This window comes from Hydrogenophaga sp. PML113, from assembly GCF_001777155.1.
Lineage (GTDB): Bacteria > Pseudomonadota > Gammaproteobacteria > Burkholderiales > Burkholderiaceae_C > Hydrogenophaga > Hydrogenophaga borbori.
The window spans coordinates 31,067-43,383 of record NZ_MIYM01000015.1 but is presented as its reverse complement, the minus strand read 5'-3'; the positions used below and the strand labels follow the sequence as shown (position 1 = coordinate 43,383).

Below are 12,317 nucleotides of genomic sequence, written 5' to 3'. Positions count from 1 at the left end.
CGAGTGTGCACACTTTGGCGCACCCCACCCACGAACCCGGCTTCAGTGCGCCAGCCGCTCCGAGCGCCGGCCCGCGTGGTCGCGGCTGGTGGCCAGCATGCGCAGCAGGGCGCGGTTCACCTGCTCCAGCGTCAGCTCGTGGCGGCGGCACAGGGTTTCCATGCGGTCCAGCCGCTCCGGGTCGCCCATGGCGCGCGCGATGTCCAGCAGCGGGAAGTAGGGGCCATCGTGGCGCAGCACCGCGTCGGTCACCCGGCCCGCCAGGGGCAGGCGGTGCAGCAGGTCGGCCAGGGGCTGGTGCAGCAACAGGTCGAGCTGCGAGAGCGCCGCGGTCGTGTAGACCTCGGCGCGCAAGAGGTCATCCGAGCCGGTGGCCAGCAGGTGCTGGGCCAGGCGCGACCGCATCACCATGGCGTAGCGCACGGGCTGCAGGTCGACGTCGGGCTCGGCCTCCGGCACCTGCTCGGTGAGCCAGCGGCCCAACTCGCGGAAGCCCAGCATCATGATGGCGTGGCGCAGCGAGCCGATCTCGCGCCGCAGGCCGTAGGCCGCGGAATTCACCAGCATGAGAATGCGGTAGATCAGCACCGGGTCCTGGCGCACCACGCGCTCCAGGTACTCGACCGAACATTCCTCGTCGTCGATGGCCTGCAGCACCTGGCGCACCACGCGCGCGTCGTAGTGCAGCGGCTGGCGTTTGTGGGCGCGCAGCACGTCAACCGCAGGCCAGCCGAGCACGGCGGCGGCCTGGGCCTGGTCCAGCACCTGGCGCAGGCGCTCCTGGGTGTCCACGCCTTCCACCATCTGGCCGGGCATGGGCTCGATGCGGTCAAGGGGCTCCAGCGTGAACAGGTTGCGGTGGTCGACGCCCGGCGTGGGCCGCCCCCGCAGCGCGCTCCAGTCGCCATGGCGCACCAGCAGGTGGCCGTTGCGCCGCGCGAGCGACAGGCGCGCCAGCGTTTCCTGCGCGCCGAACAGCGCGGCCGGCACCTCCAGCAGGGTGTTGAGCACGGGCGGGCAGGCCAGGGCCTGCTGCAGCAGGCGCGGCGTCTGCAGCGACAGCAGCAGCGGCGGCGCGCCCTCGGGCCAGTCGTCGCCGATGGCCTGCAGCAGGTGGTGGGCGTCCACGCCCTCGGGGTGGATGGCGCGCACGCACAGGCGCACGCCCGCGAGCTCGCGCGCGCGGTTCCACAGCGGCACATAGGCCATGGCGACGCTGTCGAGGACGGTGTGCGCTTGCATCAGCATGGGGGTTCGTCGGCGCGCTTATTTGATGTAGTCGAACAGGGACATGCGCTGCACGGTGGCGTAAGCCTGCAGGCCGGCGTTGAGCGCGAGCTCCTTGTTCTTGAAGTCGGAGATGCCCTTGACCATGTCCAGGTCGACCAGGCGCGACTCCTCCAGCTCCAGGTCGGTGCTGCGGTTGTTCATCAGCAGGTCCATGGAGTCGGCGCGGTTGAGCCATTCGCCGGCGCGCCCGCGCGCCAGCAGCACGCGGTCGTGCCCGGCGTCCACCTCGGTGAGGGCGCGCCCCAGCGCTTGGGTGCGCAGCGCCGATTCGCCCGCGCCCTGGTAGCGCAGGGCGTCGATCGCGCCCTGCACGACGGAGAAGATGTCGGTGGTGCCGGTGGCGGGGGCGAGGTCGATGCGGTCGCCCGCGGCCGGCTGGCCGTTCATTTCGAAGGACAGGCCATCGAAGGCCACGGTCTTGCCGGCCTCGTAGGGCACGCCCGCGTGGCCCGCCACGGGGGTGCCCGTGGTGGTGTTGGTGATGGTGTACTGGATGACGCCGCCCACGTCGGCGAAGTCCACGCGGTAGTCGTCGCCGGTGAGCGCCGTGGCGTCGGTCACCTGCCCCAGGCTGGTGTTCACGCCACCGGTGTTGCTGGTGGGCAGGCTCAGGGTGAAGCTGCCATTGCCCTGCGGGATGCGCATCCAGATGGCGTCACCGTCGAGCGATTGGGGCAGGGTGCCGTTGCCCGCCGCGGGTTGGCCGCGCTGGCCCTCGAACTGCACGCCGGTGCCGCTGGGCCCGTACAGGTCGACGAAGGGCGTCGGCGCGCCGCCCAGGCCGCCGAACAGGGTGCGGCCGTTGTTGTCGGTGCGGTTGGCCACGGCCAGCAGCTGCTCACGCAGGCCTTCGAGCTGGCGCGCCACGTCCTCGCGCTCGGCGTCGGCGAAGCTGGGGTTGCCGGCGGACACCAGCAGGTCGCGCACGCGCTGGATCAGCTCGCCCGATTCGGCCAGGCCGGACTCGGCCTGCTGCAGGCTGGTGCGCGAGGCGTCCAGCGCGCGCAGGTCGGCCTGCACCCGCGTCATGCGGTTGCGGGCCGACTCGGCCAGCGTGGCGGCCACGGGGTCGTCGCTGGCCTTCATCACGCGCTTGCCGGTGGAGATGCGCTCCTGCTGCTTGGCCAGGTCGTACTGGCGCGTGGCAAGCTGGTCGATGGTGCGGTCGAACTGGTTGGCGGTGGCGATGCGAAAGCTCATGGCGGTCAACGTCCCACGGTTTGCAACAGGCTGTCAAAGGTGCTCTGGGCGATCTGCAGGAACTTGGCCGAGGCCTGGTAGGCCTGCTGGAACTGCAGCAGCCGCGCGGCTTCTTCGTCGAGGTTGACGCCGGCCACGTTGCTGCGCGCCTGCTCGGCCGCCGTGGCCACGCCGGCCGAGAAGTCGGCCGCGAACTGCGCGCCCTGCACGCGCGTGCCCAGGTCGGAGAACAGGCTGACGTAGCCGTCGGACAGTGGCACGCCGTCGAAGGTGGCGAGGTCGCGCAAGGCCAGCATGCCGCTGGCGTTGCCGGCGCTCTGCGCGATGGCGTTGGACGGCGAGGCGCCAATGGAAAAGCTGTCGCCAGCGGTGGGGTTGCCGCGCAGCGTGAGGCTCCAGCCATTGAGCACGATGGCCTGGCCGGGCTTGAAGTTGTAGCTCGGCGGCGGGCCGGCGTTGTCGGGCGGGGGGTTGCCCGGGCCCAGGCCGGTGGCGCTGAAGCTGCCGTCGGCGTTGAAGGTGATGGTGACCGGGTCGGTGAGGTTGGCCGAATTGTCGACCGCGTAGAGCTTCTCCACGCTCAGGCTGCCCGAGTTGCCGGTGCCGGGGGTGACCATGACGGGGCTGGCCACGGCCAGCTGCTCGGGGGCGTCGATGGCCACCTGCAGGTTGCGCGCCGCCGCCTCGAATGGCCGGATGCGGAAGCGGTCGCCCGGCACGGCGCCGGCCGCGTCCACCTGGAAGCTCAGGCCATCGACCTCGGCGGGCAAAGCGCCCACGCTGGTGGTGTTGCCGTCGCTCAGGCGCACGATGCTGAAGCCGCCGGCCTCCACGCGCAACTCGTAATCGGAGGCGATCAGCGCCTGCGGGTCGCTCACCACGGCGCTCACCTGGCCGGTGCCACCGTTGGCGGGCGAGGCCAGGCCCTTGGCGGCCGCGGGCGGCACGAAGAAGTTCTGTCCCGGGTTGCCCTTGAGGTCCAGGCCCAGCGCGTGCTGCTGGTTCACCAGATTGGCCGTGGCCAGGGCGATGCGGCCGAGCTGGTTGGCCGCGGCCGCCAGGTCGTCGTTGAGGAAACGCACCACCCCCGCCAGTTCGCCGCCGCCCAGCGAGCCATCGGCCAGCGCGGTGGACACACCGCCCTGCACGAAGTTGATGGTGATGCGCGACGAATCCATGGGATCGGTCTGGTCCGCCAGCTTCGCGGCCTGCGCCCCCAGCACCAGCGGCTGGCTGCCGGCCACGAACACATTGACCGATCCGGCATCGCCGGGCACGGTGCTGATCTGAACCTTGTCGCTCAGCTGGCGCAGCAGCTGGTCGCGCTGGTCGTACAGGTCGTTGGGTGTGTGCGCGGTGCCGGCCGTCTCGATGATGCGCTGGTTGACCTTGGCCAGGTCCTGGGCGATGCGGTTGATGTCCTCCGTGACCGACTTCACCTGCTGCTGCGTGGTGTTGCGCATCAGGTCGAGCTGGCCCGCGCTGTCGCGCAGCCGGCTGGCGAATTCGTCGGCGCGCGCGATCACCACCGTGCGCGCCGTGAGGTTGCCCGGCGCCGAGCTCAGGTCGGTCCAGGCGTTGAGCATGTCGTTGAGCGCCGTGCCCAGGCCCTTCTCGCCGGTGGGGAACACGGTTTCCAGCTGCTCCAGGCGGGCCAGGCGCGCCGCGTCCGCCGCGGCCACCGAGCCGGTCTGGCGCGCCTCGCGCGTGAGGTACTCGTTGTGGGCGCGCTCCACCGTGGTCATCTCCACGCCCTTGCCGAAGTAGCCGCCGCCGGTGAACTGGTAGCCCGCGCTGGACAGCACCACCGTCTGGCGCGAGTAGCCGGGCGTGTTGACGTTGGCGATGTTGTGGCCGATGACCTGCAGCGCCGCCAGGTTGGTGTTGAGCGCGCGGGTGGCGATGTTGAGTGAGGACATGGCTCAGGCTCCCCTTCAGCCTTGCGCACGCTGAAGGCTCAGCGTGGTGTTGATGGCCCGGCCGAGCTTCTCGGCGTAGGACGGGTCGGTGGCGTAGCCGGCGCGCTGCAGGCCCTTGGCGAAGCCCTGAACGGAATGCAGCTGATCCATCACGCCCTCGTAGCGTGGGCTGTTGCCGATCAGGCGGGCGTAGTCGCGGAACGACTCCTCGTAGGAGTCGTAGGCGCGGAACTTGGCCGTCACCTTGCGCGGCTCGCCATTGATGTACTCGGTGGTGGTGACCTCGGCGACCTTGCCGGTCCAACCGCCCGTGGCCTTGATGCCGAACAGGTTGTGCGCGGGCGAGCCGTCGGCGTGGCGGATCTCGCCACGGCCCCAGCCGCTCTCGTGCCCGGCCTGGCCCAGCATGAAGGCGGCGGGAATGCCCGATTCGCGCGCCACCGCCAGCGCGGCGGCGCCATGGCGCTCGACAAACGCGCTCTGGCGTTCGCCGGCGCTGGCGCGGCCCACGGTGCTGGGCGTGGCGGGCGCGTCGGGCAAGGCCTGCGTGCCGGACATGCGGCCGGCGAGCTGGCGCTCGATGGCTTCCGACAGGCCGCCCGGCAGGCCGGTGAGCTTCTGCGCGAACTGCTGGTCCAGCAGGTCGGTGCCCAGGTTCTCGCCCTCGCTGTCGAACAGGCCGCTCTTGCTGGTGGCTTCGCGCATGCTCTTGATGAGCTCGCGCATGAACAGGGCCTCGAACTGCTTCGCGGCCTCCTTGAGCGCGGCCTTGCTGTCGCCCGCGCCCTTGAGCGCGTTGAGCGCGTTCGGGTCGGCGGCGAGGCCGCTCGGGGAGGTGAAGGCGCTGCTGCCGATCATGGCCGTCAGATGATTTCGAGTTCGGCGTTGAGCGCGCCGGAGGCTTTGATGGCCTGCAGGATGGCGATCAGGTCCTGCGGCGTGGCGCCCAGGGTGTTGAGCGCCTTGACCACCTCGCTGAGCTGCGCGGCCGGGCCCATGTGGATGAGCGAACCCTTGTCCTGGCTGATCTGGATGCTGGCCTGCTCGCGCACCACCGTTTCGCCGCCCGAGAACGGCGCGGGCTGGCTGATGACGGGCGTGCTGCTCACGCTCACCGACAGGTTGCCGTGCGCCACGGCCACGGGGCCGAGCGTGACCGCCTGGTTCATGACGATGGAGCCGGTGCGCGCATTGATCACGACCTTGGCGCTGGGCACGCTGGATTCGATGCGCACCTCTTCCACGCGCGCCAGGAAGGCCACGCGCTGGGAGGGGTCGGTGGGCGCGTTCAGGCGCACCACGCGACCGTCGACGGCGCTCGCGGTGCCGGCGCCCAGGGCCTTGTTGATGGCGTCGGTGACGCGGCTGGCGGTCTGGAAGTCGTTGCTGTTGAGGCCCAGGTCCAGCGTGTCGCCCGCGTGCAGGGAGGTCGGCACGGCGCGCTCGACCTGGCCACCGCCGGGGATGCGGCCGGCGCTCAGGTGGTTGATCTGCACCTTGCTGCCGCCGGCCGACGCGCCCGCGCCGCCGACCATGAGGTTGCCCTGCGCGAGCGCGTAGATCTCGCCGTCGGCGCCGCGCAGCGGCGTGACGATGAGCGTGCCGCCGCGCAGCGACTTGGCGTTGCCCATGGAGGAGACGGTGACGTCGATGGGCTGGCCCGGTTGCGCGAAGGGCGGCAGCTCGGCCGTCACCATCACGGCGGCCACGTTCTTGAGCTGGGGGTTGGCGCCGGGCGGCAGCGTCAGGCCGTACTGCTGCAGGAAGTTGGCCAGGCTCTGCCCGGTGTAGGGCATCTGCGTGGTCTGGTCGCCGCTGCCGTCCAGGCCCACCACCAGGCCGTAGCCCGTGAGCATGTTGCTGCGCACGCCCTGCACCGCGGCGATCTCTTTCACGCGCACGCTTTGCGCGGTGACGGAAAAAGTCGCCAGCGCAACGCAAATCAGCATCAAGTGGCGCAGGCGGTGGACGATATTCATGGCATCGGCAAGTGGTCAAACCCAGGGAGGCCGCGGAGCCGGCTGTGCCGGGTCGCTGGTGCCGCCCCGTGGGGGTCGCGCGAAGCGCGGCGGGGGAATTGCATGATCGCGTCCTCTAGAACGGCAGAACGCTCAAAAAGAAGCGCGCCAACCAGCCAATTGACATGGCTTCGCCCTGCGCGCCACGGCTGCGCGACTCGATGCGCGCGTCGGCCACCTGGGTGGAGGGCACCACGTTGCCGGGGCGGATGCTGCGCGGATCGACCGTGCCGGAGAAGCGCATCACGTCCACGTTGGCGTTCACGCCGATCTGCTTCTCGCCGACGATGCGCAGGTGGCCGTTGGGCAGCACCTCCTGCACGGTGGCGGTGATGGAGCCGCTGAAGTTGTTGTTGCTCGAGGTCGCGCCGTCGCCCTTGAAGTTGTTGCTGCTCTGGGCGCCGAGGTTGGCCTTGCTCCAGGGCGTGGTGCCGCCGAACAGGGGGATGGCGTTGATGCTGGCCGAGGCATCGGCGCTGCGGTCGATGGAAGCCGAGGAGTTCTGGCTTGCGGTCACGCGCTCGGTGATCTGCACCGTGATGATGTCGCCCGGCAGGCGCGCGCGCGGGTCTTCGAACGCGGGGCGGTAGGTGGCGGCGCGAAACAGGCCGCCGGTGGGCGCGGCGGCGGCCACCTGAAAGGCCTGTTCCTGCTGCACGTACCGCACCGGCTGGGCGGGCGCCAGGTCCACCACGGGTTCGTTGCGCAGGGTTTGGCAGCCGCTGGCCAGCACGGCCAGGGTGGAGAACAACACCCACAACGCCAATCGACGGCACATGACGAGTCCTTGAACAGCGGCCCCCCAATGGGACCTTGCGAGGATTGTCAAAAAACTTGAGGGTGGCCAATGGCCGGAACAAGGCGCCGCAGCCTGGCCTTTTCCAAGGTTCGGCCCCTGGAGCAGGCGATGGCCCGTACCTATGGCCGATGCGGTCATTTGGCCGAGAACTCAGGCGCGCGCCGCGCCACCCAAGCAGCATCGGACGACCGCGCAGGGCAGTCGCCCCCCTCCCCATCCCGCCGAGGTGCCTATGCCGTCGCTGACCAGCTTCTTTTCTCGCAACAAGCTCAAGGAGGAAGCCTGCCATTGGAACAGGAAGGACCTCAATCTCAAGAAGCTGGATGAGCTGCTGTCCCAAGACAAGGTGAAAAGCGGCGCGGTGCTCTACCTCAACACCAGCCGCTCGCCGCTCGGGAAGGGGGTGGACTTCCTGTCGACACGAGCAAGCACCACGTCGCATTCCCTGCTCACCCCCCGCGGCTCCAGCGCGGAGACCGCACGGCGCTTGGAAAACACCCTCACGACGCAGTTTGCCGATCGCTACTACGGGCCCGAGGTGGAAGCGGCTCGGCAGTATGTGCTCAATGCCCTCGCCCAGAACCGGCAAGTGGTCAAGAACCCCCCATTCGCCCAGGCGATCCACACGCTGGCCCATGCCAGAGAGATGCCTCGCCCCACGGGGGCCGCCCAGACCGAGCTCCCACTGGACGTCAGCCGCCCAACCCAACCGGCTTCCCCCTCTGGCACCCGGGCCATCGGCCCGTTTGCGAAAGTCATTGACCATTTGGTCCCCGGCATCTCGAAAGACACGCCGGTGGACCGCGTGATCGAAGCCATGAACGCGCTGCCTGATGACTTGAAAGAGACCCTCCACGAGGTGCTGAACTTTCGGATCAAGCACCACCGCGATGACATTGACCCTGGCATGCGCGAAGCAGCCATCGCACTCTGCGTCGGGCTTCAGCGCCCCGCAGCCGAGGACACCGCCCCCTCCGTCGGCGACACCTCGCAGGCCATCGGCGCTTTTGCCGACACGCTCAAGCGGGCCGCGCTCGCCCATCTGGGTTATGCGGAGTTCGCCGAAATCGATGAAACCACCTCGCTTGATGAGCTCCTGGACAACATCCACTCGCGATCCATCGAGTGGAGGCACGCCATCCGGAACGTCCTCCTTCAGATCATTGACCTGAAGGCCCCGAGCGACAGGAAATCGGAGTGGCCCGTGCTGTTCGGCGATGCCCACATGGCCGCACGGGTGTTGCAAGGCATCGAGCAGAACCCACCCGCCGACCCCTACGCCGACATCGACGGCGCCGACCTGTTCGACTACCGCGGCAACAACGGCTTCGGGTCGCTGACCAGCAGCAGCGTCTGAACCCCGCTCCCCGGCGCCAAGGCGCCGCCCGCGGTCCTCACAGCTGCGCGAGCTTCTGCAGCATCTGGTCCGAGGTCTGGATCGACTTCGAGTTCATCTCGTAGGCGCGCTGGGTTTGGATCATGTCCACCAGCTCCTGCACCACGTTCACGTTGGATTGCTCGGTGTAGCCCTGCATGAGCACGCCCATGCCGGTGGTGCCCGGCGCGCCATTGACCGGCGCGCCCGAGGCCACGCTTTCGCGGAACAGGTTCTGGCCCATGGGCTCCAGACCGGCCGGGTTGACGAAGTTGGCGAGCTCGATCTGGCCGACCTGCTGCGGCTGGGTCTGGCCCGGCAGCTTGACGGTGACGATGCCGTCGCTGGAGACCGTGACGCTCTCGGTCTCGGCCGGCAGCGTGATGCCCGCGGTGAGCGGGAAGCCGCTGCTGGTGACCATGCGGCCCTGCGCGTCGCGCTGGAAGCTGCCGTCGCGCGTGTAGGCCGTGGTGCCGTCGGGCATCTCGACCTGGAAGAAGCCGGCCCCGTTGACGGCCACGTCCAGCGCGTTGCCCGACTGCTGCAGGCTGCCCTGCGTGAAGTTGCGGCTGGTGGCCACGGTGCGCACGCCCAGGCCGATCTGCAGGCCCGTGGGCAGCTCGGCCTGCTCGGCCGCGTTGGCGCCCACCTGGCGCAGGTTCTGGTACATGAGGTCTTCGAACACCGCGCGCGAGCGTTTGAAGCCGTTGGTGCTGACGTTGGCCAGGTTGTTCGAGATGACGTCGAGCTGGGTCTGCTGCGCCGTCATGCCGGTCTTGGCGATCATGAGGGAGTTGATCATGGGGGGCTCCGTGCTTAGCCGTTGACGTTGAGCAGCTGCGAGGCGCTGCGGTCGTTGCCTTCGCCGTTTTGCAGCATGCGCATCTGGTATTCGAACTGCCGCGAGGCCGCGATCATGCCGACCATGGCCTCGACGGGATTGACGTTGGAGCCTTCGAGCGCGCCGTCGTGCAGGCGCGCCACCTCGCTCGTGGGCAGGGGGTTGCCTTCGGGGCCGCGGAACAGGCCATCGTCACCGCGCTTGAGCGGGTTGTCGGCGTCGGGCACCACCATCTTCAGGCGGCCCGCCACCTGGCCGGGTTCGTTGCCCACGCGCGTGCTGACGCTGCCGTCGGCACCGATGTCCACGCGCGCGTTCTCGGGGATCACGATGGGGCCGCCGTCGCCCAGCATGGGCAGGCCGCTGGCGTTCACCAGCGTGCCGTCGGCGTTCACCTGCAGCGCGCCCGCACGGGTGTAGGCCTCGGTGCCGTCCAGGCCCTGCACCGCGAACCAGGCGTCGCCTTGTGCGGCAACGTCCAGGTTGCGGCCGGTCTGCTGCACGGAGCCCGCCAGGTTGGAATGGCCGGCCGTGGCCTCGAGCGCGAACACGCGGGTGCTGGCGCCGTCACCGCGGATGGGCACGGCGCGGAAGGTGGACAGCTCCGCGCGAAAGCCCGTGGTGGACACGTTGGCCAGGTTGTTCGACAGCACCTGCTGGCGGTGCGCCGCCGCGCTGGCGCCCGTCATGGCGGTGTAGATGAAGCGGTCCAAGCACAAGTCCTTTCACTCGCCTGCCGCGCCAGCAGCGCTGGCCACGGCGGCTTGAAAGGATTGTGGAAATTCTTGAGGGGGCGCAATGCCGGGAACAGCGCGGATCGCGCCCTTCAATTCCTCGCTTCAGCCCCCGGCTTCGGCGGCGCGGCGAGCGGACCGCCTTGGCCGCCCGCGCCGGGCCTTCAGTCCGGCGTGCGACGCTGCCAGCGCAGGCCGGGCACCGCGATGCGGTGCTCGACCGTGCCGTCCCACTCGGTGCGCAGGCCCTCGCGCTGCAGGGCCTCGCAGACCCGCCGGCCGATCCGCACGGCGTCCGCCTCGGTCTCGGCGTCCACCGGGCCAAAGGCCAGCATCAGGCCCTCACCATCCAGGGCGTGGTCCATGTCCTGGCTGTGGAAGAAGCAATAGCCCGTGTACCGGCCCTGCGGCACGCCATCAGCGTTGATCTGGTCGCCCACCGGCGCCAGGCCTTCGTCCAGCGTGTCGCCGGCCCATTGCACCGCGCAGACGCCTTGCTCGTGCAGCGCGGCGAACGCGCGGTCGAGCCGGTCGCAGTCGGTGTCCTCGGGCCACCGGGTTTCGGCGGCGCGCTTGCGGGCGAAAGCGGCGGCGGCGAAATCTTTCACCCGTTCGAGGTCGACGCCCGCGTCGGCGGCGGCGTTCTCCTCGATCCAGCCATCGATCGCGTCGGCGGCGTGGTAGCCGTAGCCGATCCAGCGCTCGACCAGCTGCAGCTGTTCGTTGGTGGCGTCGTTGGCGTCGTTGGCGTTGGCATCGGTCATGGTGCGGCGTTCCGTGTGGCGAGGCCGGCCATGCTAGCCAGGGCGCGCGCGACGGGCACTCGGCCTGTTGCCGGAGGCCAACCGCTACTGCCCTTGCGGTATTGCGCTGCGCGCCGCAGGCGAGTCAACGCCGCGCGCCACCATTTGGCCCACGCTCAGCGCATGTTCAGCAGCGTGCTCAGCACCTGATCCTGCGTCTTGATGGTCTGCGCGTTGGCCTGGTAGGCGCGCTGCGCGGTCATCATGTTGACCAGCTCGGCGGTGATGTCGACGTTGGAGTCCTCGGTGGCACCGGCGCGCAGCGCGCCGAAGTTGCCGGTGCCGGGCTCGCCGCGCAGCGGTTCGCCCGACGAGTAGGTGGCCGTCCAGTTGCCGCCGCCGGTGGGTTGCAGGCCCTGCGCGTTGCGGAAGTTCACCAGCGCGATCTGGCCGGCCGCGCGCGTCTCGCCGTTGGAGTACTGGCCGGTGATGACGCCGTTCTCGCTGATCTTCAGGCCCAGGAACTGGCCGGGGCGGTAGCCGTCCGGGTCCAGCTCGGTGACGCCGAAGGCGGTGCCGGTCTGCGTGACGTTGACCAGGTCGAGTGCGGCGGTGAAGGTCAGCGCCGGGTCGTTGGGGGAGGCCAGGCCCAGCGGCGGGATCACCGAGGCCGGGTCCAGCGAACCATCGTCGTTGAAGGTCAGCGTGAAGGGCGTGGACAGCGCGGGGTCGGCGCCATTGACGCCGGTGTAGACCTCCCAGGTGTTGTTGGCCACCTTGCGGAAGGCCATGGACACGGGGATCTCCAGGCCTTGGTCGTCGAAGGCGACGAAGGAGGTGCCGTAGGTGGACAGCGGCGTGGGCGGCGTCACCGTGTTCCACACCGGCGCGCGCGCGTCCAGGTTGAACTCGGCCGTGACGTTGCTGGTGCGCTGGGCCGGGATCGGCGCGCTGGTGGGCAGGGTGAGCGGCTGGGTGTCGAAGCTCAGGCGGTTGCCCTGGGGGTCCGTGGGATAACCCATGAGCTGCGCGCCCTGGTGGTTGACGATCTCGCCCTGGTCGTTGAGCTTGAACATGCCGGCGCGGCTGTAAGCCGTGCTGCCGTTGGGCATGGTCAGCTCGAAGAAGCCGGCGCCGTTGATGGCCACGTCCAGGTCGTTGCCGGTGATGGTGATGTTGCCCTGGGTGAAGCTCTGTGTGACGGCCGCGACCGACACGCCGATGCCCATGTTCACGCCGCCCGCCGCGTTGACCGAGCTCGCGTAGACCTCGGCGAACTCGGCGCGCGAGGATTTCATGCCCACCGTGTTGCCGTTGGCGATGTTGTGGCCGATCACGTCGAGGTTCTTGCTCGCGCTGTTCAGGCCGGAGAGTCCTTGCTGGAATGCCATGGTGTGT

The 12,317-nt window shown here is 69.5% G+C and carries 11 protein-coding genes; 1 reads left to right on the top strand and 10 read right to left on the bottom strand.

Going from position 1 to position 12,317, the window contains the following annotated elements:
- Nucleotides 1–42: 42 nt before the first annotated feature.
- The 6 genes from BHU06_RS20140 to BHU06_RS20115 all read right to left on the bottom strand — a co-directional run bounded on the left by BHU06_RS20140 (nt 43) and on the right by BHU06_RS20115 (nt 7,205).
- Entirely contained in the window at nt 43–1,248 is a 1,206-nt protein-coding gene (locus tag BHU06_RS20140) for an HDOD domain-containing protein (protein WP_083293341.1), read from the bottom strand.
- An 18-nt stretch (nt 1,249–1,266) separates the two neighbouring features.
- Nucleotides 1,267–2,490 (bottom strand): flagellar hook-associated protein FlgL, encoded by a 1,224-nt coding sequence (gene flgL / locus BHU06_RS20135; RefSeq protein WP_070401013.1) that lies wholly within the window; start codon nt 2,488–2,490, stop codon nt 1,267–1,269.
- 5 nt (nt 2,491–2,495) lie between these two features.
- On the bottom strand, nt 2,496–4,409 hold the full coding sequence (flgK, locus tag BHU06_RS20130; RefSeq protein WP_070401012.1) for a flagellar hook-associated protein FlgK: 1,914 nt from the start codon (nt 4,407–4,409) through the stop codon (nt 2,496–2,498).
- A 15-nt stretch (nt 4,410–4,424) separates the two neighbouring features.
- The gene (gene flgJ / locus BHU06_RS20125; RefSeq protein ID WP_070401011.1) at nt 4,425–5,267 is read right to left on the bottom strand and encodes a flagellar assembly peptidoglycan hydrolase FlgJ; all 843 of its coding nucleotides are present in this window, start codon (nt 5,265–5,267) and stop codon (nt 4,425–4,427) included.
- 5 nt (nt 5,268–5,272) lie between these two features.
- Nucleotides 5,273–6,388: a flagellar basal body P-ring protein FlgI gene (locus BHU06_RS20120; RefSeq protein ID WP_070401010.1), complete on the bottom strand. Its 1,116-nt coding sequence runs from the start codon at nt 6,386–6,388 to the stop codon at nt 5,273–5,275.
- 115 nt (nt 6,389–6,503) lie between these two features.
- Complete coding sequence (locus tag BHU06_RS20115; RefSeq protein ID WP_070401009.1) at nt 6,504–7,205, bottom strand: flagellar basal body L-ring protein FlgH; 702 nt, start codon at nt 7,203–7,205, stop codon at nt 6,504–6,506.
- Nucleotides 7,206–7,458: 253 nt separating this feature from the next.
- Between BHU06_RS20115 and BHU06_RS20110 the strand changes: the two genes are divergently transcribed.
- Nucleotides 7,459–8,583 carry a hypothetical protein gene (locus tag BHU06_RS20110; protein ID WP_070401008.1) on the top strand — a complete coding sequence of 375 codons (1,125 nt, stop codon included), beginning with the start codon at nt 7,459–7,461 and terminating at the stop codon, nt 8,581–8,583.
- A 37-nt stretch (nt 8,584–8,620) separates the two neighbouring features.
- Here BHU06_RS20110 and flgG read toward each other — a convergent pair whose 3' ends face one another.
- The 4 genes from flgG to flgE all read right to left on the bottom strand — a co-directional run bounded on the left by flgG (nt 8,621) and on the right by flgE (nt 12,310).
- On the bottom strand, nt 8,621–9,403 hold the full coding sequence (gene flgG, locus BHU06_RS20105; RefSeq protein ID WP_070401007.1) for a flagellar basal-body rod protein FlgG: 783 nt from the start codon (nt 9,401–9,403) through the stop codon (nt 8,621–8,623).
- Nucleotides 9,404–9,417: 14 nt separating this feature from the next.
- A complete protein-coding gene (gene flgF / locus BHU06_RS20100) occupies nt 9,418–10,155 on the bottom strand; it encodes a flagellar basal-body rod protein FlgF (protein WP_070401006.1) in 738 nt (245 codons plus the stop codon).
- A 185-nt stretch (nt 10,156–10,340) separates the two neighbouring features.
- On the bottom strand, nt 10,341–10,940 hold the full coding sequence (locus tag BHU06_RS20095; RefSeq protein ID WP_070401005.1) for a hypothetical protein: 600 nt from the start codon (nt 10,938–10,940) through the stop codon (nt 10,341–10,343).
- Nucleotides 10,941–11,095: 155 nt separating this feature from the next.
- Nucleotides 11,096–12,310 (bottom strand): flagellar hook protein FlgE, encoded by a 1,215-nt coding sequence (flgE, locus tag BHU06_RS20090; RefSeq protein ID WP_070401004.1) that lies wholly within the window; start codon nt 12,308–12,310, stop codon nt 11,096–11,098.
- Between the last annotated feature and the right edge of the window lie 7 nt (nt 12,311–12,317).